The following is a 25,448-nucleotide window of genomic DNA, read 5'->3' as shown; positions in this document are numbered from 1 at the left end:
GCGTGAGGGGCTACCGAAATCCGCTGGCCTTACCGCATTGCACGTGGTCGTGAAGGACCTTCGACTTGGAGCGACGCAGCACCGTGGACAAGAATGCTCTTGAGGCGGGGTATCGGTTCCGATTTTCCAAGCAAGACGAGAGCATGGGAACCCGGGCGTAAAGCTCGGTCGTAGTGACTGGACCGCGCTGCAGTCCAGTAATCGCCTCGTACGCCGTTCGTATCATGCTGAGCAGCCGAGAATCCCGGGCCTCCCAGTCAATGGGGTGTTTTTCCACTTTGGCCGGTTTGACGAAGGTTTGCTCTTTGGCCATCAACCATGCTTTGTCGTTTCTATAAAGCCAGGCATAGATAGAAGGAATGGTGTTTCTCAAAGCCTGGACCCCCAGTTCAGGATGCAAATTGTGTAGGTATTGCCACTGCGCTCTGTGCTCCGCTAGTTCCCGGCTGTTCCTAGCTTCAATAGCCAGGGCATTGGTAACTGGATTGGCACGCAACAACCTATTGATCGTTGAGACCGAGATCTCAAGCTCTTTACAAAGCTTCTGTTTCGGAATGCCCTTGCCCAGTTTTGAGAGCAGAACCTCTTTAAGCTGGCCTTTTAATCGTTTGGGTCTTGGAGTGTTTTTGGTTGGAGCCGCAGCGTTTGAAAGCGAGACTTGCTCATCAGGTTTTCGCGATGGAGTGCTAGCGACTCGCTGGACTAATCTGGCGACCTCAGCGTCGTAGGCCTTCAGGAACGAGCGCAGGTCATCAAATAGCCAATCAATCAGTAGCAGATGCTTCAAAGGATGAATGCTTCTGCGGGGGGTACGGATAAGCTGGTTCATAAATGACTCAGTGCTTTTCTCATCTTCCGGCAATGATTCAAACAGATGAAAGCGGCGAAGCGGCTCTATGCGATCAAGCAGCGATGCAGATCCACCCCCTTGGAGCACAGCTTTTCGATAGGTCGCAGCGACGGTGCAGGACTCGAGGGACATTACTCTGCCGATGACCGCAAGATCGATGACATTGTTTGCCAAGTTCAGGAAAGCCGGGCGTAACCACAGCTTCTGTGAGGAGGCCTGTTGGATCAAGCAGTCCTTGGTAGGTAGCGACCATTCAAACCTACCTGACCACCGCCTACTTTTGGTGGATACCATGAGCCAAGCTTGGTGGCGTGGACAGATCAACACACCTGGGTATTGATGTGTGAGGTGCCAGTAAGCTATACCATGGGCGTCCACATCCTCGCGCATACAATATGGACATGCTTTCAACGGGTGTTCAGCGCCAAAACCACTTGATACCAAGCCAAGTCGATATTTAAGTGAATCAATTCGATCGCCTTTTATAGTTATTATTGCATCTTCAATTTTGATTTTATTTTGGAACGGTACAAACACTGAGAATATTGTGTGATGTAGGAGAATCGACTCCGCGCTTCCCCAATAATGAAATCCATTCTGTTCTAAAGCTGCTATGCCGCAAGGAATATCATGCTTTATAAATTTCTCAGATAGGCCCAGCACGGCAGTCGATGTAGTCGCAGGGTCTAGGTTACCCATTACAAGATGCTGTCGACTGCATAGGCTGAATAGCGTTTCGTCGGGTAGCCAGTCCAGCCGAGGGAATTGCCCTCTCACCCATTCCTGACCAGAAGTGACGTTCATGTGGCCTCCGAGCGGAAACAGAGGAAATGAGTTTAGCGGCCGGCTACTCGTGCTACGGATCAATTTCGCCTAAACAGGTAGACGATTATTCACGAATCGTAGGTCCCATAACTGGGGGGATTTACCAAATTTTTTTAATTACCGGGTCATCTATGCATGCCGGTTTTTGGCGCTCCAAGCACCGAAAACACTGGGAAGTCAGTAAAAAAGCGCCGGCGGAGGCGCAACTTAGCTGTTTTATTCCAGTTGTCAACCGACATTTTTCGGCGGTACTATGCATCATTAAGTGACGTTTACTAAAGGCAGTACTGAAACTGAAGATGCATTACAAACGATCGATGCAAATTCTGCCTAATTAACGTAGAGGTTGCTATCAAAGTGCAGCTATCTCAAACGAGATAGTTTGAGTGACTATTACTGAAGCTTGAGGAAAAACAACATGGAATCTGGATAGAAAACCCAGGAGCCAGATAGACAAAGGCCCAAGTGTGACCTTGGGCCTTTGAGGATAAGTCAGCTTTCGACTCCTGACGAATCCATTGTCTATCCCCTCGCGTAGGGCGTCAAGCCCTGCACGGCTCCGCTCGTCTCCAGAAAAGTATACTGCGCGTGGTGTAGCTATCGCCGTGCCCGCGCTATTGGATGGCTTATTCAACCGATGTAGGTGGATTGTTATGCGTCACCTGCTAAGGATTGAATGGATGGTAGATAACATAAGTGGATCTAAAAAAATCGTTACTCCGCATAATAGGCCGACAAGGCCGTTTCAAATGGGGAGATAATTACTTATCCGGAATTTATGCGGTCCCTGGTGAAGCACCCAAGGGCTCTCGTATATGCCGCCTTAATAGCAGGAAGCTTGGACGAGCACTGCATCTTCTTTCTACCCCTGAAAGAATCTTCGCACAACTGGCTCTTTATAATCCCGACGTGTTCGAGTTGCATGAGCAGAAAATGCTCAGCCCCATTCCACAAGTTCATCCACTTCAAGGAAACCCCTTAGCTGCTGGGCTGAAACTTCTGCCAGTGAAGGGAACATCATTGGTTGCAGAGGAAATCGGTCTCAAACACGCTACAGCTGTCGTGACCTACGATGATGGTGAGCGCCAGAGGGTTCCCCACCCCTATTTGGGCGATCTGCTTCTCTATATCCAGCCGCAAGGCTCGGACCCCTATGCCGTGAACTGGACAGTAAAGTTGAATGCGATGGATTTTGATGAGGTCGCTCGGGGAAGTTTGAAGAGCTTGGCGAAACAGAAAGAAAACCGCGAGAAAGCTCGCTTACGGCACGCCTTGGAAGAAATTTACTACCACAGTGCAGGCATCAGGACTGTGAGGGTTTCCAGGGATCTGCTGGATCCAGTCCTAGTGGCCAACTTGGATCTTCTGTATGGCTACCATGATCGCGAGATCAGCCTCGAATCAAATCTTCTCGAGGATTTCTCACACGACATCGAAGACTGTGTCACTCAAGGGAGACCAGTAGCGTCCGTTGCGTTGATGTACGGACAGCGGTGGGGGCGGCGTGATCTGTTTCTGACGAAGATCTACAAAGACATATGGGAGCGCAAACTACCGGTCAGTTTGTTTGACCCGATCCTTATCGATCATCCATTGATGACGGATGCGCCGGATGTTCTGCAGGTCTATAGCTCACTTTTTGCCGGGCTATCCGAATGATCACTGGTTCTAAGCTGAGAGCACCTGAAGGATTCAAAGGGCTGACGAAGGATGTCGAATACTATTTCCTTGCAGGTGACGGCAGGGTAAACAGGGCACGCCTTGTATTTTTTGATGAAGAGGGCACGACTGCAAGTTTGCTAACGTTTTCCCGGCCTGAATTTGATCTAGCTCTGACCAATGGTGATCTTGTGGAATGCGGTAGCGACGCCACACCTCCTTGGTTAATGGCCATCCGTGGCATTTCAGTGGATCAATTGGAAAAAGATCGGGTAAGGGCAACGAAAAGCTACGATGAAATGGTTAACAAGCGTTACCTCGCCATAGCGGAATTGGTAGGCCATGCTGAAGAGATCCTCTCTAACGACAATCCCGAATCGATCATCAACGCTCATGCTGCCAATCAGTCACCTTCTCAGAATGCAGCCCGGTTGAGGTTTTGGTTTTTTAGCTATCTGGTATTCGGCCGCTCGAAGTGGGCGCTTATGCCAAAGTTCGACCGCTGCGGCAGAGGCAAAAGGGAACAGACCGCAGACGGGCAAATGTTGGGAAGGCCGCCAAAGTCAGGACGTAAATCCCGATCTCCTGCTACGGCCCAAATGCAGGCTTCTATCCTGGACGGGTTTATCAAATACAACGATAAAACTAAATCTGACGCTGAAATCTTTGGTGCCGTGCTGGTGGGTGAGTTCGGTTGTGTTCCTTTTACAACATCGACAGGAAATAAGAAGTTCTATCATCCCGAAGGTAAGCCTTTCCCCACAAAAGGACAGTACGATTACTACCTTGGTCAGGCGATAAGTACGAAGGCGTATAGGAAAGCACGTAGAGGTACCAGTGGGGCTCGAGCTAAGTCCGGGTTTGTTGGGAGCTTTTCCCATGACTTGGTCAATGTAAACCAAGTTGTTGAGTTTGACGGCTACAACCCCAAAGGCAAGATATCTGGCTTGCTCGAAGGATCCGCTATGGATTCGGCCTGTATAGTTCGAGGGGTATGTGGCCAGTCTGGTGCCGTCGTCGCCTTGGGTTTCTCCGAAAACAAAGAAACCATGGAAGCTTACCGCATGGCCCTGTTCTCGATGGCCATAAGCAAGGTCAAATTTGCGTCGTTGTTCGGCCTGACTATCAGAAAAGAAGACTGGCCTACTTACGGTCTGCCGCAAAACATCGTCTTCGACCGTGGGCCAGGCTCTACCATGGGCGTACCGACTCGTTCAGAAGCAGTGGCCCGTGACGAAATGATGAGTTGGTTATCCAGACTTGAGCTGACTCCTACCCACTCGGGTCAGTCGAAAGCCACGGTTGAATCGTCACATCCTCGGACTAAGTCCGACAATGATCAGCCAACACACTTTCATAGCTCGCTCAACTTTGTGGAGATATGCAAGCGGCATATTCTACAAGCTATTTACGATAACCATGCTTCAGATGCTGAAGGGAAGATGACACCTGAGATGCTAGATGTGGGCTTCAGCCCCACCCCACATAACATTTACAAGTTCTACAGTGATCTTGGTTACGATTCCGGCACGGAGGTAACTTTTGACTACGCCGTGAGAGAATTCCTGACACCTCATCCGGCGCACATCAAAAGGAGTGGGGTTTATTTTTATGGTCGTAAGTACAATTCATCGAAGCTGATTGATACCTCGGTTTTTGACCGCATTGCGCTCAATGGCCAGATACCGGTCACAGCTTATGTGATGACCATGTGTGTTAGACATATCTGGATCGAATTAGAAGGCGTTTTGTACGAGTTGGACTTTGTAAAGCCGGCGAGCGTCCATCCCAGCAGTGTCGACATTTCGCTGTCGGATCTTCAGGTGCTCAATGAGAATCGGCTGCGTGGCAATGCGCAGCTTCGTGAAGAGCAGCCCGCAATCCTTCAGGATCGCAATGCCCAATTTCTTCACGCTACAGGCAAAGCCTGGGACAGTGGTACCCGCAAGCTTGGGCGTCCTGCGAAGGGAGGAGCGTCTGAACGTGATGCCGCCGACCAGAAGCGGTTGATGGGGAAACGCAATGACTAACATCTTTTCTGCGCGCTTTGACGGGCTGGACACGCTGGCTGATATCCGGAGTTTGATTACAGTGCAACCTGATCCGGTGACCGGGCTTGAAGAGTTGAGTCCTGGATTGGCCGCTGAGCGTTTGTCAGAGGTACTGAAGACGATTTTCCTTCCCAACCAGTTTTCTTTGGACTTCATCAAAGACAGCGTTGATCGTGCGCGCAGCTTTTCGGCTGAGAGTTTCTCCACGGACCAGCAATATCAGCGTCGGCTGTATCACCCCCCTGAGAACGAGGCCTTTCCTATCTGCCTCACCGGCCTTGCAGGGGTTGGGAAGAGCCAAACTATCAGTGCGCTGATGAAGGTGATGCCTGGACCTGCACCATATGCATCCGCTCATTACCACGAACCTCATATATTAATCTCGTACTGGTACGCCAGCGCGAGGGGTAAAGCTGGCGGCAGACAGCTGTTGGAAGATTTCCTCGGTGGCGACGCGACAGGAGTTAGAGCGAATACATCAAAGCTACTGACGGAGTGCCGGCGTAGGGTTAATCGTGATGGTGTATCACTAATGATGCTCGAAGAGATGCAGCATCAGAGCACTGGCCAAGGGGGGGCCCGCGTTACGGATATTCTCCTAACCATGGCCGGGCTTGGGGTTCCGATGATCTATGTAGCCAACTACAGCCTGGGTCACAAATTGCTGACAAGGAACAGTGAGGACAAGCAACGGCTTCTCTCTGAACCCCGTGTGATGCTACCGGACCATCCTGACTCGAAGGCCTGGAAGGAGTATGTTCTAGAATGCATACGCGTGAGCGGGGGGCGCGTATCTGCAGATCCCAGTGCCCTGGTACATGAGCTGTATCGCTGGACGTTCGGTATAAAGCGTCTGGCGGTTCAACTGATCAAGGTGGCGTATCTTGAGGCCCGTGCAGCCCGTCGCCATACGATTACTTTGGAGGACGTCAACAAGGCATACCTTTCAGCCGCTTACTCCAGCAGTAGGGACGACGTCGAGGAGCTAATTCGCCTCAGCGTTCATAAGAGCAAAACCGGGGGCAGGCCAGACCTTCGTTGCCCGTTCCCGGTGCCGATGCCATCAAACGTCTTGAGCTTTGCCAAGGACGATCGTGCTTTACGGGTGAGCGAGAAGATTTTTGTTTCATCCCTTACAGCCGAGGAGCGCAAGACTTTCGAGCTGCTCCATCCACCGGGTTCACCGTCCAATCTCCCTTCGAAGCCCAAGCGAGAGAAGAAACCAGCGTTGCCCGCGCAAACTCGGGAAGGCTTAGAGGATGCGTACAGCCGACTGCTATCAGAGTCCAAAGGTTCACCTAAACCCAGAGGGCCTGGAAAGTAAGCGCTACGAAAGCGGTCGCGTTGTCCTCCCAAGACATTGTCAGTCCTATGAAGAGGGTGTGGCCTGCAACAGCGCAGGCAACACTTGTTCGGCCGAGCCCATGAGCATCAGCTCGTTTGGAGCCCCTAGGCAAACGTCTGCAATGTTGACGTGGATGACCGTCGCGCCAGATGTCGACGCGATTTCAGGAATGTCCGCCGCAGGCCTGACGATTCCTGAAGTCCCGACGGAGATCAGAACGTCGCAATTTTTGACGTCAGCCAATGCGGCTTTCCAAGATCCTGAAGGCAGATCCTCTCCAAACCACACAACTCCGGGTCGGAGTTTCCCATTGCACCGGGTACACCGTGGAGGCTCTACCCATTGTCCTTCTGCAGAAACCTGGAATTGATCAGTTGTGAGTTCCGCCGGACGCTTGCAGGCAAAGCAGATCGGAGTGATCAAGCTGCCGTGCAAATGCACGACGTTCTGAGATCCCGCGCGCTCGTGCAGGTCATCAATATTCTGAGTTATAACCGAGACCTGTATGCCGGTGCTCGCCAGTCGGCTAATCGAAAGATGAGCGGCGTTTGGTTGGGCTTGGCGAGCTTGGGAACGCCGCCACAGGTACCACCCCCAGACCAGTTGAGGGTCTTCTCGAAAAGCTCGTGCTGTTTCCAACTTTTCAGGGTCGTGCTTCTCCCAAAAGCCTGTGAGCTTGTCGCGAAATGTTGGAATCCCACTTGCAGCAGAGACGCCGGCGCCGGTGAAAAACACGACTTTTCGAGCAGCGGCCAGGGCTCCGATAGCTCTATCCCAATCGTTCATCTGGGGACTTTCGCGTCTGTAGCGTAAGTGATCGGGGAGTGATAGCTGCTTTCGGTGGAAGAGCTGAAAACCGGACCCATTGGGGACACGTCAGGATCTGACGCCTCTTCGATCCGACCCGCCAGCAGCATCTGAAACGGATTTGGATAGTGGCGCAGGAGAGATTTGGCTTCACGGCGTATTCGTTCTGGTAACGAGGAATCTCGAGATAGCTCGAGGAGAAACTCTCCCGTTTGGATGACAGCCCGGGTACGTTCATTTGGCATGGTCATATTGAGGCCCTCTGATACATCGCGCAGCAGCTCTTGCCCCGCAGATCTCCAGTTTAGCTCTCTTAGGTTGGTCTAAAAGCAAAACAGGCCGATCCGCATCTCAATGCAGAAGAGGAGGCTCATTGGCGTGAAGATGTTAACCACGTTCAGACTATGAGGGATTAGATCAATGCCTTGCTACGGGAGCATAATGAGTCATGCCAGCCAGACCAAGGTGCAAGTAACGTCATGACCGAAGCCCAACGCTGGACAGTGAAATGCCAAGATCCTGCGGATGGAAGTGGCGACGTCATCATTGACATACCGCCGGACCTACTCGCCAGTTTAGGATTGAGCATCGACGACGTACTAACCATTGAAGTGATCGGCGGCGCGATAGTTCTGACGCCGAAGCTGCGCGACTCAGCTATACCCTAAGGGCAATGCACTGCCAACGCCCTCGCTCACGTCACTTTTGCCGAGTTGGACGAAAAAAGGTCGAGGATCAGCAGGACTGAAGGAGATAAGCTTGCCGAGGAGATCAACGCTGCTAAAGCTCTGCGTCTGAGCAAGTAAAGTATGATAATCGAGTGGTTTGGGATAGGGCTTTCGTGAACCGGCTGGTTGATGCAGGCATCAATCTGCCCGATGAGCCGGGTACGAGAATCATCGCTAGAAGCTCTTCAGCGTTTTCTCGCGTTCGGTCACATTCAAGGTAAGTGACAGGCTGCAGCAGCTAAGGGAAAAAACCATGGAAGATGCTCGCGCAGTCGAGTTATACGCGGAGTTCCGCCGGAACTACCAGAAAAAGCGGGTTGCCACCATCGTTTCGAGCCCTGACCTAGCTGATGGCGTGACGATGCCTGCATTCCCGATGATGATGTTTCATCAGACTGCCTCAGACACTCTCCGGGAACTGTCTAACAGCACGAATGACTTCCGGCGCTGGATCAATATGCTCGCGGCCTGGGAGCCGATATACGAAGCCTGCGATCAGGATGAACAGCTGAGCCTGCTTGTCGAGCACATTGCGCCCTTATCTGCACTAACACTGGGCGCACCGCAAGCCTTGCGGGGCCGCATGATGTTTGCGGCTGCAACGGGCTGTGGTCATGCAAATTATCACCTTTCAAGCACCCGGTCTGATCTGCAATGGAATGGCTCCGGCCATCTGTCAATGAGCATTGCGTCGAGGATTGGCCAGCCTTGGGCGAATTGGCGGCGATTGGCCCCAGTCCTGGGTGATTTGGGTAGAGGCTCAATCTCAGAAGACACGGACGATTACCGTAATCAACGTGAACATGGCCACCCTCGCAACATTGGAATGGGGCTTACGGCGCTCATCTCCGTGACGGAGAGTGCTGGAGGCCGAGGCTGGAGTTTTGGATCCAGGGAAGCTATCCCGCTTGAAACAGTCATAAATGTCGCAGAGGGTCAACATGCAGTTGTCGTCAGGGCCTACGAAGCGCTCTGCGACCTTGCGCATGAGCAATTCGAGGCTTTGATGGAGTCTGGCCGAAATAGCCCTCCGCGTACCGGCGCCATTGACGCCGAAATATAGGAAAGAAATCGCTGCACATCAATGGTGCTTCCTTGGGTATTAGCCTATATGAATGGCACCTTAAGAATTTTTATTAGAAGGAAGGCTTTATGAACAGTATTTATCTTGAAGCTATTGAAGAATATGAGCACCTGACGGGCACACCTTATCGCGATGAGTGTTACCCGACACCTGCTTTTGTGCCGAGCGAATTACTTAAAATTGTGAGTAAAGTAAAGGTCAGCCAAGCAAGCAAGGAACAGATAGATCTGATTTATCAGACACAGCAATACAATCAAAGCGGAATCGTTGTGCTTCCAGATGACAAAAAGTATCTGGTCGATGATTTCAACGCATGTAAAGAACGAATGGAATTATGGAACACTACGCTTTGAGCTGAATACGTTCGACAAACAGCAGCTCCAGCTGGTTAACCAGCGACCGGGAATGAAGCTGACCGGACGCGATAAAAAAATTGAACTCACGGAAAAAAGGACTAGACATGAATAATGCGGAAGACAAAGCTCGCCAACGCATCAAATCAATCCAAGTAGCAGTAGACATCGAGAGCGCAGAAGGCTCGTATGACTTAGCCTGGGGCTATCTACTTGCGCTGCAAGATTTCGATTTGATCACTGAAGACCAGAAAAACGAGCTGGATAATGAGGCCAGTAGCGCGAAAAAGACTCGTATAGCCGAGCTAAAAAAGAAGAAAAGATGACTTAATCGTTTAGGCCAAGGGGGAGGGAGCATTTCCATCCCCTGTAATTGACAAAAGTCGCTGGCTGAATCCTCGCCTCGCACCTGCGGAGTTGCGGTCGTAGAGGGGCATTACGTTCGTGTCCGATAACTGAGGTAAGATTAATGGTAAGCACTGTGACGATCTACAAGAATGCGGGGATTATCAAGATCGACGAGGTGTCGTTTTGCCCAAAGAAATTCTCGGATATAACAATTGAAGGCGGACATCCCGATGGTCCCGTTTGGAGCCTTGGCGCAGCTCGAGCAGTGATAAGTATCGCTGACGCAAACCTGTTGGTAGCTTCAGGTGTAACCGACAACAGGTAGGAAAAATCGCTGCACCCTCAAGCCTGCCCCGTGGCGGCTTTGCCAAGTTCAGGATGCGATTTCCGAATCCGTTAATGGCCTTCTAACTACCCACGGATAAGATATGAGTGCTCAGTTGATTGGAATACACATGGAGCTTCAAATTATCAAGCAGGAGGTTCTTGCAGCGGTATTCGGGCCTTGGCCTTGCACGGATCATGAGGAGCATCATCAGTTAAGGGAAGAAGGGGTAAATTCTATGAATGGGAAGCTGGTAACTATCGGAGCTTTAATCTGTACGGCTATAGCTGGTTGCGGTACAAAAACCGTTTCGCAGGAGCTAGCGTCTAAACAGGGTGTTATCACCGGTACGGGAAAGGATGGATACCCTGTCGTAAAGTCCATCACGTTTAAGCGGCCTAAAGCCGATATCTCTCGTGTCCTTGCATGTATGCAGGCTGAAGTCGATGGATTAACAGGAACCCCGGTACAAATCGATGGAGCAGTTAAGTCGAATGGAAAGGCCTACGCCTCCCTCCAGTTCAGCAACTACGTCGCCTTCGCCATGACAGTTCGCAATAACGAATACCGCTTTGACCGGTTGACCAACGCAGGTCTCAACGGACCTGCTTTTGAGCTGATGGCGTCATCCTATGGAACACCCGAGAATGCTTACGCGGCCCTCGAATCTATTGCTGATCGTGTCAGTGAATGTGCTGCCAAAGTCAGCGACGCTCTTTGAGGGGGAAAAGCTATGAAGAAGATGTTGAAAGCTGACAATGCCCCTTCGTGCATTGACATCGATTTGAGCGTGTTAAAATGGCGAAAAAACTCGTCAGAGATTGACATTGGGCTAGCAGATTACCCGCCCCTCTTGAGCCATATTCTCAATGGCAATGAATACGGGCCGCTCCTGAACGGGCCCGATGTCGCTAGACATAGAAATGAGTGGCGTACTTTCATCAGGGATATGGCCTCTTGTGTGCCTAAAAACGCTGTGCTTCTAGATCGGTTTCATACCCAATGGCATGTCGGACACCACCACATCCGAGCACTTGTTGATGAAGATGACCTGTTGATGAACATGCTCTGGAAGTGGTTACCTCGATACAACGGATCTGAGCTGCTCCTCTATCGTGGAGAAAATTTAGATAGATTCGAACTCGGGAGAATTGGTACTGCTTGGAGTGATAAAGAGAGCGTAGCAGAGATGTTTGCCAGTGGGTTGAACGCTGAAGGCAGAGGCGGTGTGATCTTGGAAACAACTGGAACTGCGAATTCAATAATCGCCGGCCCATCAGCTCACAGCATCTATTTGCGGGAGTATGAGTACACCATCGACAGGCGCAGATTGAGCACTATCAATGTCAAATGCCATTTTCCCCCACGACACTGTTAGCCAGTGAGAATCACTGATGTGGATTTCTGCATTCAAGACCTACCCCCTTGCATTCGCATTTAGCACAGAAATTCTGTATCCGAGCTTCCAGTTCGCGGGGAGAATGGCCTCACGATGATTGACAGGAGAATCCCATGGTTGAAGTTTTGCTAGGACTCATTGCTGGTATCTTGGGAGTGATATGCATTCTTGCGACTGAATACTCTTCAACGTATCCCAAGTCAAGACCGGAATTTCGTCACTCATTAAGACCATGGTAGTTCTTCACGAAATTAGTGCCGACCAAAGCAAGAAGTTCGAATCGACTACGGCTCACCTGGAGCAATTAGTTGAGGCGTATGTAAGCACTGAGCGGAGTGTTGCGGAGATCAAAGATGTTACTGATGTTATTCTGTACAAATTGCCAAGTTCGGCTGAGAGAGCGTTTCTGGACCAGATGGAGATCGACAACGAGGTTTGGAAAGGCATCATGAACGCTGGTGGACGTCAGACATAACAGGGCTACTTAATTAGTATTTCGCCATAGCGCAAATAGAACGGAAAGGTGCGTTGATGCTTGAGACATTTCTAACATCCGCAGTAGTGGCCGCTCTAGTCGGAGGCTATGTCAGTCTCGTGAACTCAGAGCGGAAGATCCAAATCGAGAATGTCACCCAAGAGCGCGCTAAATGGCGAGAGCAGATTAGGCTCAATGCGATCAAGGTGCACAAGGCAGCGATTGATCCAGACATCGAGGTTAGAAAATCATCGCTAACCGAACTGCGGATGGTAGTTGAGTTACTGCTGAATCCGCACGATCCTGAGGATGTCGCCATCCTCAGGTGCATTGAAGAGCTTGCTGACTGCAAAGAACCTGCGAAGCGCCTCCCTGAGCTTTCCAGGCGACTGGCATTCTTACTCAAACACGACTGGGAGCGAGCGAAGCGAGAGGCGAAACCTTGGTGGTGTCGCCACTCCGTCAAAAAGCCGCTTCGAGAGAGCCTGGGCTAAAGGTCATCAGCCAACCATCGAAACACAATGGAATGAGAACATGGACTTGTTGAATGTCGCCCGTGCATTTCGCGAAGCGCTTGATGTGCAAAAGCGCGATGGAACGCTACCGGTTCATATGCAGATGTTTCCTTTATGCTGCTGTGGGGTTATTTCAGAGCTACTGGGTCAGTACTTAAACGAATCGGGGGTGCATGCTGAATGGGTCTGTGGATCCGGTCATGCCTGGTTGGAGTGCGAAGGCATCGTGATCGACATCACTGGCGATCAGTTCGAAGGTAGGCCAGCGGTCTACGTTGGGGCCCAAGACGATTGGTATCGGTCACTAGGCGAGTCATCCCGAGGTATAGCAACTCGCTTAAAAAACGGCCCTCATTACGGCGATGAAAGCGTTGTTCTTCATGAAGTGATGCGCAGAGTTCATCTGCAGCTACGAAGCGCATAGGAAAAATGCAGCCAACGCTTGGTTATTCAGCCAGAGTGAAGGATGGCGCAGGCAATTCAACAAAGGTGGGCGGAAGTGACCAAGGAAATAAAACTCCGACATGCGAAGATTACTTTGCTTGCTGTGGGAGTGATTACTGTAGTGGCAGGAGGCGTTGTCGCGTTTGATAGTTACCAGCGACAAGCGGTCTTCGATGAGAAAACTAAGAGTCTTCGCACCACGTTGACCACATATGAATGCACCGCGCTGTTCGACTGCGAGCGCTTCGGACCGCTGTATCTCGATATCCGAGGTCGTGATGAGTGTGAGCGGATTGCACGTTTAGATATAGATAAAAGAATTGAAGCGGTGGGTACGTCGATTCTCACACACTACACGTTCGATTGCGAAGGTCACTTGAACTAGGAAATGGCACGGGCAGTGAAAAGAACCTGCACAAAATCACCCTGTCTCCTGGTGATCGGTTTCGCCGACAGGCAGGACCGTATGACCTTGATACTGGCCGGCCGCGATATGCCGTCGAGGTAATCGCGCCGGATGAGCAAGCGCAACGCCAAGTCGAGGATAATTCGCAAATTATGGGTGCCCCTGGTAGACACTTCTATGTGTGGGATATCACGAACGGTTCGAGATGGCCTGTACTCCTGACACTGACCGTGGACGGAGTACCGGTAGATCAGGGCAACAATTGACGAACTGTTCGATGAAAAAGCACGGATCTGCCGCCCAGGTATGTTGGCGCTGATACGATTTTGACCCAGTCTGCAGGACTTCGTTGACCCACCCGAAGACTCATCAAACGAAGACCTCGCGCGGGATTTAAAAGGGTATGTATGGTTCAGTCAAATTCAGCAGCCTGGGTCAAAATCGTATCAGCGCCAACAGTTCTGGTCTTTCGCATCCTTCGCTTCGATACGGAAATTTTCGCATTCCATCGCTCACATTTCGCTTTGGACACGGATGTGCGGACCAAATTGCATAGCTTACGGATGTAGGCCGCGACAACGAGCGGGCTCAGCTCTATACCCAAATCCAGACGCGAACAGATCAGCAGACTGTGGTCAGAGAGCAGCAAAGGGCAAAGATGACAGCTGTCAGATTACTGAACCGAGGATGATCAGCATTCGATGTGATTCCTCTCCCGTGGGTATCCCCTAAGCCTGCGGGATAATGCGATTTCTGACGGATTCGTACGACCAGTTCCCCGGCTCGCTGGATGTATCTATGATGGTAAGGCGAATGGCCACTCCCGCTGCGCTCCTTGAGAGCTAGGTGAGGCGCTACAAACGGATTTCGCCTTACTCATAGATGACGTTCAGAGGATACCGGTCGGTGAAAATTAGAAAGATCGTGATCAAGAACTTTCGAGGGGTGAAAGCGCTTGATTGGAACGTGCCAACAGCCGACATTTTTTGCCTTATAGGCAAGGGCGACTCCTCAAAATCCACAATCCTGGAAGCCATCCGGTACACGTTCCATCCCCAGTGGAATCTGGCTCTCAGCGACTCAGATTTTTACCAATGCAAGATCGCTGATCCCATTGTCATTGAGATCACAATCGGGCATTTGGCAGCTGACTTCTGTGCACTCAATAAGTACGGGCTTCACCTACGGGGCTGGGATGCTGCAGCTCAGAAGCTTCATGACGAGCCAGATGATCATTTTGAGAGCGTATTGACCGCCCGGCTAACCGTCGAAAAGGATCTGGAGCCGAAGTGGGCAGTCGTGTGCGATCGCAATCCTGACGGAGTGCCGTTCAAGCAGGCAGACAGAAACAAAGTCGGCGTGGGCCTCATCGGAGTATTTAGTGAACGAGAGCTCTCCTGGGCAAACGGAACTGCTCTTGCCAAGCTGACCGCGGCGCAGAGCTTGAGCGAGCTATTGGCCAATGCATCGAGGACTGCGAGGAGTTCGCTCGATGTCGACCGGGCTGTCACCCTGACAAACTTCGACAATGCAGCAACCAAATCACAAGAGATTGCGAAGCTCTTGGGTGTTCCTGTACTTGATGCCTATAAGGCCCATCTCGACTTGGCGTCCATCAACCTGAAAGTTGGCGGTCTTTCCCTGCATGACGGCGAAATCCCGTTACGCCAGTTAGGTCTGGGATCTCGCCGAATGCTTCAGTGTGGGATCCAGAAAGCGGGTCTGGAGGAAGGCCATATCACGTTGTTCGATGAGTTGGAGTTCGGCCTCGAGCCCCATCGCATTACGCGCCTTATCAAGCACATCAGGGAGGACAAGCGTGGGCAGTATTTCCTAACCACTCATTCGCCGATGGTGCTTCGCGAACTCACGGTGCAGGACCTTCATATCGTCCACAGCAAGGGCGGGGTCGTGACGATCGTCTCTGCTGCCGAGAAGGGCCTCGAAGAGCATGAGGTTCAGGGGAAGATTCGCTCCAGCGCTGAAGCATTCTTGGCCAAAAAGGTCGTCGTGTGTGAAGGCGCTACCGAGGTAGGTTTCATAAGGGGCTTTGACGATCACCAGCTCGAGAATGGGCAAGACCCATTGTCGTATCACGGTGTGGCGTTGCTGGACGCCAAGGGAGCCAGCAAAGTGAAGGGCATGGCCATCGCCTTCAAAAAGCTTGGCTATGACGTGTCGGTGCTAGCTGATGGCGATGCCGAGAAGCAGTTCTCAGCCGATGATGCTGCAGGGCTTGTGGCGTTAGGAATTCCTACCTACGTCTGGAGCGATAAACTTTCGCTTGAGGAACGGGCTTTTGCAGATCTTCCCTGGGCTTCCGTACTTGCCAGTTTGACGCTTGCCCAAGTCGAGCTCTTCTACTCGGTATACGATCAAGTGCGATCGCGGTATCAGGACGTGTTGGACCCTGACATCAGCGAATGGCGGGATAGTCCCAAGCTACGTACTGCAATCGGTGCTGCAGCAAAGAGCGCGGGGTGGTTCAAGGACACCACTAGAGGCGACCTGTGGTTCAAGGCAGTGAGCGCCGCTTTCAACGATGCCGTGTTCGGTAAAACAAATCTCGCCGTAGAGTTGGGAAGGCTTTGGGAGTGGGCCAAGCGTGTCTGAAGACCTCGCAATCAAGCTCAACGACTGTACCTCCAAGGGCTATGTAATCGCGCCAGCGGGGTTTGGAAAGACTCATCTCATCGCAATGGCGGTGCGAGCTTCCGGTGGCCGGCAGCTTATCCTGACGCACACTTTTGCCGGCGTGAATTCCATAAAAACCAAAATGGTGGACTTGGGCGTTCGCGCTTCCCAGTTCCAGGTCGATACGATCGCTAGCTGGGCACTTCGACTCTGTCTGGCGTACCCGAAGGCATCTGGGTGGAAAATTGAAAACCCGACCAGCAAGCAGTGGAATAAGTTGTATGAGTGCTGCTCCCGTTTGCTCGGGAAGAGATTCATTCGTGAGGCCGTGTCTTCCAGCTATATAGGTCTCTACGTCGACGAGTACCAGGACTGCTCAGACGTGCAGCATGATCTGGTCTGCAACCTGGCAGAGTTTCTCCCAAGCCGACTCTTGGGAGACCCCCTCCAAGCCATATTTGATTTTGACGATGGCAAGCTCGTTGATTGGGAAGCCAGCGTCTATCCCAAATTTGATTGCTTGGGACAGCTGGAGATCCCCTGGCGGTGGGTCAACGCGAAGAGTCCGGAACTGGGCGAATGGCTCAAAGGTGCGAGGCGAAAGATCGAGCTAGGCCAAAAGATTGATCTGTCAGCCCATCTTCCACCGAGCGTAATTCGCGCCTACACCCAGCCTGACTATCTCGCCGCTAAACAGTTCACGGCGCTTTGTGGCCTGTTAAATCATGATGAGAGCGTCATTGCACTCCATGGCGGTGATCAACAGTCCAAGAACAAAACTCACCGTTTGGCCAACCGCTTGGCGGGCCGCTTTTCCTCAATCGAGGAAATCGAAGGGAAGGATCTGCATTCGTTCATCAAAAAGCTTGCGGCTGCAAAGACCGCTCAGGCGGGCTTTCTCCTCGCCCTGAAGTTCGCAACGAAGTGCTTCACAGGTGTAACTCGCACGCTAACGGCAGGCACCAAGCGGGGTGAGGTTACCAACCTTCGCAAGACAACGAGGTACCCACTGGTGCTCCAAGCCGCGAATGACTATTTGTCTGACCCGTCGAGCAGCTATCTCAAGGCATTCTTCCAAACCTTGAAGAGCAACCCTGAAACATCAGCCTATCGCCGTGACTTACTCTATCGTTTCTTGAACGTGCTCAAAATTCATGTTGATGGCCAAGCTACGACGCTCGTGGACGCTGGTATTCTTTACCAGCGCGAGATGAGGCACTCGGGGCGGCCGATCAGCCATCGTAAGCTGATTGGAACCACATTGCTGGTCAAGGGCCTTGAGTATGATCACGCCGTCATTCTTGATGCCGACTCGCTTGATGCGAAGGATTTGTACGTCGCGATGACCCGAGGAGCGAAATCTCTAACCATCATCGGGACAGCTCGGCATCTACCTGCTTGAATACCTATTCAGTTTTGAACATTTTGGATCGGTCACCAATATCCATCGTTCAGTACCTGCACAGGAGCAATATTCAATATGGAAGGCGAGATGAATGAACTGGAACTGAGGCCGCGGGTGTTCGTCTCCGACGTCATCCAGCTCGGCGATATTATCCTGACAACCACGCCCGACCCCATGAGCAAAACGATCCGTAAGGCCATTGGTGCGGACATCTCTCACGCTATGATTTGTGTGGGGAAGTCGAGTGTGATCGATTCTACTGGTGACGGTGTACATGCACGCAATCTCGACCGTCTGATACTTGAGCCAGGCTGCGCTGGTCATGTTCTTCGTCCGGTTGCGCCCCTGACTACTGATCAACTGCACTCTATTATCGCCTTCGCCAGAGCTGCGGTTGGTACTCGATACACCAAGATCGGCGCCGCCAAGAGTGTATTGGCTGGTTTTGTGGCCGGTCGGAGGCAGTTCTGCTCGCGATTGGTCGCGCAGGCTTATCACAGGGCAGGGGCGAACCTAGTCCCGGATGCTGACTTTTGCCATCCAGGGGAGTTACTGAATAGCGCGGCGCTTTTTGAGGTTCCGAATGTACTGAGAGATCTCAATGCGGAAGAAGAGGCTGGCTGGCGTGAAAATGTTGACCACGTGCAGGTTATGCGGGATTCAACCAATGCTTTGCTTCGGGAAGCCCGAATGCTGTCCTCTGAGATTGAATCACTCAACGACATTGATGCATACCTAGTGGACCATCAGGAGGCAGATGATCACCTAGTAAAAGCTCTGAGAGCTTCAAGGTATCTGGAACTGTGGAAGGATGAGTTTGAAAGGAATGCTTGGCAGTATCACGTCGCCTTCATGGAGGGATACAAAAGCTCGGCGGAGCACAAGCAGAGATATTGTGAAGAGCTGCTGGCAAGCGAGAAGTTAGGTCAAAACCGTTTTGTCCTGAACCATGCGGGCTATGTGACCGTGAACGCATTGCATCCGCGCCAATATTTCGCTCTGAAGATAAAGCTTTACGAGCTTTTGACACAGCTACATGATCGTCGCATTAGGGCAGCAACTACTTGGCTTGAGCGTAAGGGGCTGCTTAAGCCGGAGCCTCGCCCGCTGCTTCGTCCGCACACGCCGGAATGGTTCGCTTCGCTGCGTGAGTGGGACCCAAAGCAGGCTGCGATGACGGAAGCGGCCATCCGGGTAGCCGGAAGTTTGGATGTGTGCACTGTCTGTGCAGACGAGCCAGTCTGCGATTATGTCCTCTTGAGTGTTCCACCGGCTGGACCTGGAACGTGTCGACTTTGCGATGACTGCTTTCATATCCGCTCCATTGACGAACCAATGAGGACTTTCTAGCCGTGGAGTAATTTCATGTCAGCACGTGAGTCAGTTTTCAATCAGCGCCAACAGAAGATACTCAAACAAGCTCAAGAGCGGAAATATGGAAATTTTTAGCGTGATAGCCGGTACTTTCGGTAGAATTTTCGGAAAAATAGCTACACCTTACATAAAGAGCATTTGGTATCGAATCAGAGGCGAAAAATTTTGTAAGCGAGGTAAGCCTAAATACGAAGGTGTTATATCCTCCATTGCGGATTACAAAAAGCTTTCAAATTTCATAGCTAGCAACGATGAGGGCATCGTGTTCCTTGACCTCACGATGGATGAAAACGGTTTTCGAGGCGAAACTGAAAGTACGGCCCCTTACTTTGTAGCTTTTGAGGATTGCTTTGAAGAACTTGAGGTAGGAGAAAGTCCTTCAGTTTTCAAATGCACCGGCACACAGTTTAACGTCCACATATCCCACGTAGAAGGAAGCTGTTTTTTTTGCTCGCAGCGAGGGTTTATAAGGCTGAGGGGTTACTTCGTGATAACAGGCTACTCCGGACCTTATCAAGGCCTAATGGATTGCAACCTTAGAGGCGTAAGACACGAAGATATAAAAGTGTAGTGTTAATAAGCAGTCAATACCAACTACCCTTTGCCATTTAACCAGTGCTAGAAAGCATTGGCAGGTATCCGACTGGACGGGTCCGTAGTCCCTGCCGGCGTGCTTAGCCCTTTCTACCTCCCAAGCCGTTCTTTCACAAAATTATCGGCTTGAAGAACCCGCTTGGACACATGGCGTTCAAATTGCTGTATGGCGTAGCGCATCTCTTTTTTACCCCAACGCTGCTCCAGTTCCATTTGACGTTTCCGCGCCTCAGGTGATCCGAGGATCGATCTCGAATCTATGAGCAATATCTCTCCCTCAGTAGCCTCTTGTGTGCTGGTACTCATCGCGACTTGAGAGCTGTGAGTGCCAACCACGCTAAACCCCATACTCTCGTAAAACTCTACATTTGAGACTGAGCAAGTCAATTCAGCATGAGGATAGCGATCAAGCATCGCGACTAGCAGGTTTTTCCCAATCCTACGCCCTTGATGAGTACTCTTCACAGCCATGTAGCAAACACCGCAAGCGTCGGTCTGCCTCATCACCGGAAGGTAGAGTAGAAACCCAACGACCTCATCTCGCGTCAATTCGTCAAAAGCCAAGAGCAGTTCGACTGGGGCATTAGCGTATCCGATTCGCTCGATGTACAACTCGACCTCACGTACGAGCGCCCACTGGTAAAGGCTATAGAACGCGTTGCTGGCAGGAATCGCGTCCAGCCTCAGGTCAGTGCAAAAAGATGCGGCAAGTTTCAAAACCTGATCAACGGCGGACTTGTCTGGGCATGCTTGGTGATACAAAACGATGGACATCTTATTCCTTTAAGATCTTTTGGATGCGGCTTGGGATGAGGTCAGGATCGTTGGACTGTCTTCGACACCTTGAGCCAGCCGCTCAAGCCCTACTCGGTTGAACGGAAGTTCCACCCCCTGAAAAGCTTCGACCAGTCGGCGCTGCAGGTCGGCTATAGTGGGAAGCTCTTGGTATACCGTACCAATTCCCCAGCTACCGTCCAAATTCGCGAAATAGGTCGCCAACTCTTCATCGTAACCTACGGCGCCATGAGCCTGCCAATCGAAGAATCCGTAGCCTTTCTGATCTTCGATCTCGTCATCATCCAGTGTCGTGAAAATGCTGCCAAATGCAAATCGAGACATCACTACTCCATTTCACTTCATAGACAGCTGGCCAATTAGTCATCGCTGTCTTGTTTAAAAAAGCAGCCTACAACATGACCTTGCGATGGTGCTATGAATCGGTAGGCGCCTTTGCAAGCCGTAGCCGTAAAAAATGTTGAGCCAGCGACACTAGACGATCTACCTGACCAACTGGTACACAGGATGGCTTTTGAGATTATCGTAAACAGAAACGCAGTCGGGCGGTGTAAAACTAGGCTCATTACAACGACAAAGGATAGCGCTTGAATCAGTGCCAGATGGATCTAGCAACGACGCCAAATGGGGTCAATGGCCATGAGATTGCACACGAGAGCTTGGTGTTGGAACCTAGCGAGCGCGATCGTGCTGAACTGCATGTACACATGAACGGAGCCATCCCGATATCGACGATCCAAGACATTTTTACGGATGAATTAACTGAGCTGCCGTCTGGCTTCCTGATTGAGCGGGACATGTTGCGACACACACCGTGTCAGTCGCTGGCGTCATACCTGACCCCTTGGCAGGTGTTGCGGCTCTTCCCCAAAAGACGCGAGAACCTGGATCGCCTTTCCTTGGCTGTCGTCGCGAACCTCGCGCAGAACAACGTGCGCTTTGTAGAACTCCGAAGCAGCGTTTTATATCTTGCAGCTCTGCAAAATTGCTCGCCCGCTCAAGCCTTGGAGCGCCTTTTAGAATCTTATAGAGCTGCATCCGACGGCTTCGGTATGCGTCTCGGCTTGGTCCTCACGGTGACACGCGGCGATTACAGTTTGGTAGGCCTAGCTACCCTTCTACAGGCCTACCAAGATCTCGGTGAACCGGATGATGTGGTGGGGCTAGATCTGGCGGGCGATGAGGAGATTGCGTATCCAGCCGAATTACCGTCGCTATTTCGGAAGGCGAAGGATCGATTCGGACTCGGGATCACCATTCATGCGGGCGAAACTGGTCGCGTGGAAAACGTTCGGTCAGCCGTGGAGTTGTTTGGCGCAGATCGTATTGGCCATGGAACAGCTGCTAGCAAGGATCCTCACCTGCTAGATCTCCTGGCACGAGAGGATATTTGCATCGAAGTATGCCCAATCAGCAACAGGCTCACCGGAGCTGTTCCTGTCGACGAGGCCCATCCTCTGTTGGAGTTTCGGCGCCACCAGGTTCCTTTTGTAATTTGCTCGGACAACCCAGCGATTCATCAGCGAGGCCTCGCAGATGATCATGCGACGGCGATGGCCGAGGGACTCTCCGCCAGTGATATTTCCGAACAGTTCGACGTCGCGAAGCGGTACTCATTCATAGAGGGTCTAAATTGAAAATCCGTTTCATGTCCGGAAATCAGCACAAGGTCAACGAGGTGCAGCGAATTCTTTCCCCTATCGGAGTGGAAGTAGTGTCGGTGTCTCGGAAAATTGAAGAACTGCAAACCGAGGATGTCCACCGCTTAGTGCGGGACAAGTTGACCAAGGCATTTGAGGCTATAGGTCGCCCGCTTTTCGTCGAGCACACAGGGCTTTACCTGAGCGGTCTCAATGGACTTCCTGCGGGCCTAACCCAGATATTCTGGGACAAGCTGGAGGCAGAGCGATTCGTCAAGCTTGTAGCGGGTCTCGAAGATGCAGCAGTGACCGCAAAAACAGTGCTCGGGTATTGTGATGGGCGCCAGATTCACCTGTTCGAAGGCTCCATCGAGGGAACTGTGCCTCTTGTACCGGCCGGTCCAACTGACTTTCAATGGGACTGCGTTTTCGTCCCGAACGGGCACACCCAAACTTTCGCTGAGATGGGACCGGCCAAGGACGCTATTTCCATGCGCCGCAAAGCACTCGATCAGTTCGCCGAATATCTCAAAACTTGTGAGGGCGTAAAATGAACGCTGAGTTGCTACGCGCGCACCGCACCGGCAAACTGATGCTTTTTGTAGGTGCTGGGGTGTCTGCCAATCTAAGCCTGCCTACTTGGGGCGAGCTTATCGCACGCATTGCTCAGGACTTGGGATACGATCCGAAAATCTTCTCCACTTACGGAACACCGCTTGCACTTGCGGAGTATTACAAGAGGAAAAAAGGTACTCTTGGGCCGCTTCGGAGCTGGATGGATCGCGAATGGCACAAGCACAGTACAGATATCTCCACGTCCGAAATCCATCGACTGATTACCCTCGGACGATTTTCACGGATCTACACCACCAACTATGATCGATGGCTGGAAATGGCCCACGACAAGTTCGAGGTACCATACGACAAGATTGCAAGCGTTGCCGACCTAGTATCTGCCGCTGAGGGCCGGCGTCAGATCGTAAAATTCCATGGAGATTTCGATGACGAGTCATCAATCGTTCTTGACGAAACAAGTTACTTTCAGCGATTGAATTATGAATCTCCGCTGGACATCAAGCTCAGCAACGATGTCTTGGGGAACTCTGTTCTCTTCATCGGATACAGCATTTCGGACATCAATATTCGACTTCTGTTTTACCGACTGACGGAGATGTGGGGGCGCTCCGTATTACCATCCGCCAGACCAAAGTCATATGTATTCACGAATCGGCCGAACCCTGTTGCTCAGGAAGTGCTGGGGCAATGGGGAATAGAGATGATCGTTTCGGAAGAGGATGATCCAAAGAAAGCGCTCACGAATTTTCTTCAGGAATTGGTGAGCTGAGAGAATTGGCGGTCGCGATTTCGGTCTCATCAGCGGAAACTGCATAGGAATGTGGATGAAAGCCGTGTACGTCAGCAGCGCTTCCAGGCATGGCGCGTTGAAGCTGACAGACGCATAGCAGACGGCTTAGCAATGACCAATTCTATAAGTAGCGGCTCCGCGAACACTCTTGGTGGGGGCTTCGCAAGGGCTGCACATTAGTCGAACGGGTTGAGCTCGAAGTGGCGTTCGAGCGCTGCCTTTTTGAGTTCCCGCCTGACAGCCATGGCTGTTGGCGCTGATACGATTTTGACCCAGTCTGCCGGACTTCGTTGACCCACCCGAAAACTCAGCAAACGAAGACCTCGCGCGGGATTTAAAAGGGTATGTTTGGGTCAGTCAAATTCAGCAGCCTGGGTCAAAATCGTATCAGCGCCAACAGCGCAAGGCCTGCGAAATGAGTTTTTATCAGACCTAATCATGCTAGCAGGGACGCTGATAGGGCAATATCTGCTCAGCTTGCATTGACCGACTTCTGACGACGACAACAGAACCCAATTAAAAAGGACTGATATGGATATTTGGGCAGCCAACAAGCTTTTCTATTTCATCGCTTTCGTCGTTCCCGGATTCATCAGCCTGAAGATGTACGCGCTTCTTCAGCCGACGCAAGTCAAAGACTCAGCGCAACAATTAATAGACGCCGTCGCCTATAGCTCTATCAACTACGCGCTGCTATTGGGGCCGATTTACGCAGTAGAGAACTTCAACCTCAGAGCATCCTATCCAACGCTTTATGTGTTGTTTTACATCCTTGTAGTGCTGGTTGCTCCGATTGCTTGGGCATGGGCCTTTCTATGGCTTCGCAAAACCCAGCTGCTGCAACGATCGCTTGCGCACCCCACGGGAAAACCTTGGGATTTTGTGTTCAGCCAGCGAGGTCGCTATTGGGTGATAGTGACCTTGGTTGACGGACGTCAAATCGCGGGCCGCTTCGACACAAAGTCTTTTGCTTCGAGCAGTCCGGCACCGGAGCAGATATACCTCGAAGAGGCATGGGTTTTGAGCGAGGGAGGGGGATTCGAACGAAAGAGAAATGACTCCGCCGGTATCATCATACTTGCCAAAGAAATAGCTACACTTGAGCTCTTCAACCTCAAAGACGCTGAGGAAAATGAAAATGTCGAACAAGAAAAATGACTCATCTGAAAGAGTTGCCCCTCCTTCCAAAAAGCGCGATACCGGTCGCGTAAGTAACGGTTATATGCCTATTCCAACAAGCGAGCGTGCGCCAGCACCACCACCTAAAAATCCATAAAGGTTTGTTGAGTAAATTCCAGATAATCTTTAGACAGCGGAGCGACTATTAATGTCAGACAAGCAAAAGAACGGCGGTACAAGCGGATCAGGTGATGGCGGACGGCAAGAGTTTAGGGATGGATACTCTCCAAAACCCACCAGCGAAAGTAAATCGGTAGCTCCTCCACCAAAAAATCCTTGAGGAAGGTATAGGAAATGACTGACAAAAATGAAAATGGTAAGCCAGCTCCCGTGCAGGATGGTTTGCAAACTAACGGCTATGTTCCCCAAAGACCGACTTCGCAAGCAGTGGCCAAGCCTGTCGCGCCCCCTCCGAAGCAACCGTAAAGCTTTCTTGACTTGCTGATGTTGTGGTTATGAGAGTTTCCCAGGATCCAGAGTGGTACTGGCAGCGGGCAGTACCTTTTATCCGCAGATTACCGTTCACGATGATCTGCGGTCCGTCCTTGGTTCTCAGAAGGACGGTTGGGGTATGGCATTTTGGTTTGGGTCGAGTGACGGCTGCCTGGGAGGTCGTCAGCCGAAAAGTGTTTTAACAGAAGATCCACGCGCTGTGCTGGAGGCTGCGGAGTTGGAAGTTTGCGGAGCTATGCACGGCTGAGACTGGCTTCGTCTAAAGATGCTCATCTGGTTCGGCCGGCCGGCCGGCTGGATGCGATGCTCCGAGTGAAGGGCCGCGGGAGAACTGATCGACGTGGATGCGCGGATAATAGCGTCGACGGAACGGCAAAATCTGCATTGGTTGTGG

General features: G+C 51.5%; 25 protein-coding genes. 20 read left to right on the top strand and 5 right to left on the bottom strand.

Translation table 11 applies throughout. The features are described from left to right. Positions 1–10: 10 nt before the first annotated feature. Positions 11–1,654 (bottom strand): TnsD family Tn7-like transposition protein, encoded by a 1,644-nt coding sequence (locus CLM72_RS28505; RefSeq protein WP_105229057.1) that lies wholly within the window; start codon positions 1,652–1,654, stop codon positions 11–13. Positions 1,655–2,608: 954 nt separating this feature from the next. On the opposite strand from CLM72_RS28505, the gene CLM72_RS28495 reads away from it, so the two are divergent. From CLM72_RS28495 to CLM72_RS28485, 3 genes are read left to right on the top strand one after another with little or no spacing between them, the layout of a single operon-like run. Continuing rightward, entirely contained in the window at positions 2,609–3,334 is a 726-nt protein-coding gene (locus CLM72_RS28495) for a transposase (protein WP_228394610.1), read from the top strand. Further along, positions 3,331–5,364 carry a transposase gene (locus CLM72_RS28490; RefSeq protein WP_105229055.1) on the top strand — a complete coding sequence of 678 codons (2,034 nt, stop codon included), beginning with the start codon at positions 3,331–3,333 and terminating at the stop codon, positions 5,362–5,364. Before CLM72_RS28495 ends, CLM72_RS28490 begins: the two co-directional genes overlap by 4 nt. After that, positions 5,357–6,709: a transposase gene (locus tag CLM72_RS28485; RefSeq protein ID WP_052721968.1), complete on the top strand. Its 1,353-nt coding sequence runs from the start codon at positions 5,357–5,359 to the stop codon at positions 6,707–6,709. Before CLM72_RS28490 ends, CLM72_RS28485 begins: the two co-directional genes overlap by 8 nt. A 45-nt stretch (positions 6,710–6,754) precedes the next feature. Here CLM72_RS28485 and CLM72_RS28480 read toward each other — a convergent pair whose 3' ends face one another. Then, the gene (locus CLM72_RS28480) at positions 6,755–7,516 is read right to left on the bottom strand and encodes an NAD-dependent deacylase (protein ID WP_105229054.1); all 762 of its coding nucleotides are present in this window, start codon (positions 7,514–7,516) and stop codon (positions 6,755–6,757) included. Further along, positions 7,513–7,782: a BPSL0761 family protein gene (locus CLM72_RS29425; protein WP_371920480.1), complete on the bottom strand. Its 270-nt coding sequence runs from the start codon at positions 7,780–7,782 to the stop codon at positions 7,513–7,515. Before CLM72_RS29425 ends, CLM72_RS28480 begins: the two co-directional genes overlap by 4 nt. A gap of 234 nt (positions 7,783–8,016) precedes the next feature. On the opposite strand from CLM72_RS29425, the gene CLM72_RS28470 reads away from it, so the two are divergent. The 13 genes from CLM72_RS28470 to CLM72_RS28405 all read left to right on the top strand — a co-directional run bounded on the left by CLM72_RS28470 (position 8,017) and on the right by CLM72_RS28405 (position 19,598). Then, positions 8,017–8,205, top strand: a complete 189-nt coding sequence (locus CLM72_RS28470) for an AbrB/MazE/SpoVT family DNA-binding domain-containing protein (protein WP_105229052.1) — start codon at positions 8,017–8,019, stop codon at positions 8,203–8,205. A 313-nt stretch (positions 8,206–8,518) separates the two neighbouring features. After that, complete coding sequence (locus CLM72_RS28465; protein ID WP_105229051.1) at positions 8,519–9,328, top strand: hypothetical protein; 810 nt, start codon at positions 8,519–8,521, stop codon at positions 9,326–9,328. A gap of 89 nt (positions 9,329–9,417) precedes the next feature. Next, complete coding sequence (locus tag CLM72_RS28875) at positions 9,418–9,702, top strand: hypothetical protein (protein WP_158688702.1); 285 nt, start codon at positions 9,418–9,420, stop codon at positions 9,700–9,702. Between the two features lie 107 nt (positions 9,703–9,809). Next, entirely contained in the window at positions 9,810–10,028 is a 219-nt protein-coding gene (locus CLM72_RS28460) for a hypothetical protein (RefSeq protein ID WP_105229050.1), read from the top strand. 450 nt (positions 10,029–10,478) lie between these two features. Beyond that, complete coding sequence (locus CLM72_RS28450; RefSeq protein WP_105229048.1) at positions 10,479–11,096, top strand: hypothetical protein; 618 nt, start codon at positions 10,479–10,481, stop codon at positions 11,094–11,096. A gap of 12 nt (positions 11,097–11,108) precedes the next feature. Beyond that, complete coding sequence (locus tag CLM72_RS28445) at positions 11,109–11,753, top strand: hypothetical protein (protein WP_256595257.1); 645 nt, start codon at positions 11,109–11,111, stop codon at positions 11,751–11,753. A gap of 552 nt (positions 11,754–12,305) precedes the next feature. Continuing rightward, positions 12,306–12,743: a hypothetical protein gene (locus tag CLM72_RS28435; protein ID WP_105229046.1), complete on the top strand. Its 438-nt coding sequence runs from the start codon at positions 12,306–12,308 to the stop codon at positions 12,741–12,743. 40 nt (positions 12,744–12,783) lie between these two features. After that, positions 12,784–13,188, top strand: coding sequence for a hypothetical protein (locus CLM72_RS28430; RefSeq protein ID WP_105229045.1), 405 nt, complete (start codon positions 12,784–12,786; stop codon positions 13,186–13,188). Between the two features lie 42 nt (positions 13,189–13,230). After that, on the top strand, positions 13,231–13,593 hold the full coding sequence (locus CLM72_RS28425) for a hypothetical protein (RefSeq protein ID WP_105229044.1): 363 nt from the start codon (positions 13,231–13,233) through the stop codon (positions 13,591–13,593). A gap of 927 nt (positions 13,594–14,520) precedes the next feature. After that, positions 14,521–16,227 (top strand): ATP-dependent endonuclease, encoded by a 1,707-nt coding sequence (locus CLM72_RS28420; protein ID WP_168220187.1) that lies wholly within the window; start codon positions 14,521–14,523, stop codon positions 16,225–16,227. Next, on the top strand, positions 16,220–17,650 hold the full coding sequence (locus CLM72_RS28415) for a UvrD-helicase domain-containing protein (protein WP_105229042.1): 1,431 nt from the start codon (positions 16,220–16,222) through the stop codon (positions 17,648–17,650). Before CLM72_RS28420 ends, CLM72_RS28415 begins: the two co-directional genes overlap by 8 nt. Before the next feature lie 90 nt (positions 17,651–17,740). Beyond that, positions 17,741–19,003, top strand: coding sequence for a YiiX/YebB-like N1pC/P60 family cysteine hydrolase (locus tag CLM72_RS28410; protein WP_256595256.1), 1,263 nt, complete (start codon positions 17,741–17,743; stop codon positions 19,001–19,003). 85 nt (positions 19,004–19,088) lie between these two features. Next, on the top strand, positions 19,089–19,598 hold the full coding sequence (locus tag CLM72_RS28405) for a hypothetical protein (protein ID WP_105229040.1): 510 nt from the start codon (positions 19,089–19,091) through the stop codon (positions 19,596–19,598). A 113-nt stretch (positions 19,599–19,711) separates the two neighbouring features. Here CLM72_RS28405 and CLM72_RS28400 read toward each other — a convergent pair whose 3' ends face one another. Together CLM72_RS28400 and CLM72_RS28395 are read right to left on the bottom strand one after the other, a co-directional pair. Further along, positions 19,712–20,395, bottom strand: coding sequence for a GNAT family N-acetyltransferase (locus CLM72_RS28400; RefSeq protein WP_105229039.1), 684 nt, complete (start codon positions 20,393–20,395; stop codon positions 19,712–19,714). A 9-nt stretch (positions 20,396–20,404) separates the two neighbouring features. Further along, positions 20,405–20,740, bottom strand: a complete 336-nt coding sequence (locus CLM72_RS28395) for a hypothetical protein (RefSeq protein ID WP_105229038.1) — start codon at positions 20,738–20,740, stop codon at positions 20,405–20,407. A 263-nt stretch (positions 20,741–21,003) separates the two neighbouring features. Here CLM72_RS28395 and CLM72_RS28390 point away from each other — a divergent pair, with 263 nt between their 5' ends. The 4 genes from CLM72_RS28390 (at position 21,004) to CLM72_RS28375 (ending at position 24,580) form a co-directional block, all read left to right on the top strand. Then, complete coding sequence (locus CLM72_RS28390; protein WP_105229037.1) at positions 21,004–22,053, top strand: adenosine deaminase; 1,050 nt, start codon at positions 21,004–21,006, stop codon at positions 22,051–22,053. Next, positions 22,050–22,610 carry a non-canonical purine NTP pyrophosphatase gene (locus CLM72_RS28385; protein WP_046070194.1) on the top strand — a complete coding sequence of 187 codons (561 nt, stop codon included), beginning with the start codon at positions 22,050–22,052 and terminating at the stop codon, positions 22,608–22,610. Before CLM72_RS28390 ends, CLM72_RS28385 begins: the two co-directional genes overlap by 4 nt. Further along, a complete protein-coding gene (locus CLM72_RS28380; protein WP_105229036.1) occupies positions 22,607–23,401 on the top strand; it encodes an SIR2 family protein in 795 nt (264 codons plus the stop codon). The genes CLM72_RS28385 and CLM72_RS28380 overlap by 4 nt, the downstream gene beginning before the upstream one ends. Positions 23,402–23,953: 552 nt before the next feature. Further along, positions 23,954–24,580, top strand: a complete 627-nt coding sequence (locus CLM72_RS28375; protein ID WP_046070192.1) for a DUF6338 family protein — start codon at positions 23,954–23,956, stop codon at positions 24,578–24,580. The last annotated feature ends 868 nt before the right edge of the window (positions 24,581–25,448 follow it).

The sequence above is a fragment of the Pseudomonas sp. MYb193 genome, from assembly GCF_002966775.1.
GTDB classification, from domain to species: Bacteria; Pseudomonadota; Gammaproteobacteria; order Pseudomonadales; family Pseudomonadaceae; genus Aquipseudomonas; species Aquipseudomonas paracarnis.
Note: the sequence above shows the minus strand (reverse complement) of the source record. Positions and strands in the feature narration are given on the sequence as shown.

What these genes read in the sequence shown, in the direction of transcription:
- CLM72_RS28505 (WP_105229057.1), bottom strand. Translation starts at nt 1,654, where the DNA reads ATGAACGTCACTTCTGGTCAGGAATGGGTGAGAGGGCAATTCCCTCGG.
- CLM72_RS28495 (WP_228394610.1), top strand. Translation starts at nt 2,609, where the DNA reads ATGCTCAGCCCCATTCCACAAGTTCATCCACTTCAAGGAAACCCCTTA.
- CLM72_RS28490 (WP_105229055.1), top strand. Translation starts at nt 3,331, where the DNA reads ATGATCACTGGTTCTAAGCTGAGAGCACCTGAAGGATTCAAAGGGCTG.
- CLM72_RS28485 (WP_052721968.1), top strand. Translation starts at nt 5,357, where the DNA reads ATGACTAACATCTTTTCTGCGCGCTTTGACGGGCTGGACACGCTGGCT.
- CLM72_RS28480 (WP_105229054.1), bottom strand. Translation starts at nt 7,516, where the DNA reads ATGAACGATTGGGATAGAGCTATCGGAGCCCTGGCCGCTGCTCGAAAA.
- CLM72_RS29425 (WP_371920480.1), bottom strand. Translation starts at nt 7,782, where the DNA reads ATGCCAAATGAACGTACCCGGGCTGTCATCCAAACGGGAGAGTTTCTC.
- CLM72_RS28470 (WP_105229052.1), top strand. Translation starts at nt 8,017, where the DNA reads ATGACCGAAGCCCAACGCTGGACAGTGAAATGCCAAGATCCTGCGGAT.
- CLM72_RS28465 (WP_105229051.1), top strand. Translation starts at nt 8,519, where the DNA reads ATGGAAGATGCTCGCGCAGTCGAGTTATACGCGGAGTTCCGCCGGAAC.
- CLM72_RS28875 (WP_158688702.1), top strand. Translation starts at nt 9,418, where the DNA reads ATGAACAGTATTTATCTTGAAGCTATTGAAGAATATGAGCACCTGACG.
- CLM72_RS28460 (WP_105229050.1), top strand. Translation starts at nt 9,810, where the DNA reads ATGAATAATGCGGAAGACAAAGCTCGCCAACGCATCAAATCAATCCAA.
- CLM72_RS28450 (WP_105229048.1), top strand. Translation starts at nt 10,479, where the DNA reads ATGAGTGCTCAGTTGATTGGAATACACATGGAGCTTCAAATTATCAAG.
- CLM72_RS28445 (WP_256595257.1), top strand. Translation starts at nt 11,109, where the DNA reads ATGAAGAAGATGTTGAAAGCTGACAATGCCCCTTCGTGCATTGACATC.
- CLM72_RS28435 (WP_105229046.1), top strand. Translation starts at nt 12,306, where the DNA reads ATGCTTGAGACATTTCTAACATCCGCAGTAGTGGCCGCTCTAGTCGGA.
- CLM72_RS28430 (WP_105229045.1), top strand. Translation starts at nt 12,784, where the DNA reads ATGGACTTGTTGAATGTCGCCCGTGCATTTCGCGAAGCGCTTGATGTG.
- CLM72_RS28425 (WP_105229044.1), top strand. Translation starts at nt 13,231, where the DNA reads ATGGCGCAGGCAATTCAACAAAGGTGGGCGGAAGTGACCAAGGAAATA.
- CLM72_RS28410 (WP_256595256.1), top strand. Translation starts at nt 17,741, where the DNA reads ATGAATGAACTGGAACTGAGGCCGCGGGTGTTCGTCTCCGACGTCATC.
- CLM72_RS28405 (WP_105229040.1), top strand. Translation starts at nt 19,089, where the DNA reads ATGGAAATTTTTAGCGTGATAGCCGGTACTTTCGGTAGAATTTTCGGA.
- CLM72_RS28400 (WP_105229039.1), bottom strand. Translation starts at nt 20,395, where the DNA reads ATGTCCATCGTTTTGTATCACCAAGCATGCCCAGACAAGTCCGCCGTT.
- CLM72_RS28395 (WP_105229038.1), bottom strand. Translation starts at nt 20,740, where the DNA reads ATGTCTCGATTTGCATTTGGCAGCATTTTCACGACACTGGATGATGAC.
- CLM72_RS28380 (WP_105229036.1), top strand. Translation starts at nt 22,607, where the DNA reads ATGAACGCTGAGTTGCTACGCGCGCACCGCACCGGCAAACTGATGCTT.
- CLM72_RS28375 (WP_046070192.1), top strand. Translation starts at nt 23,954, where the DNA reads ATGGATATTTGGGCAGCCAACAAGCTTTTCTATTTCATCGCTTTCGTC.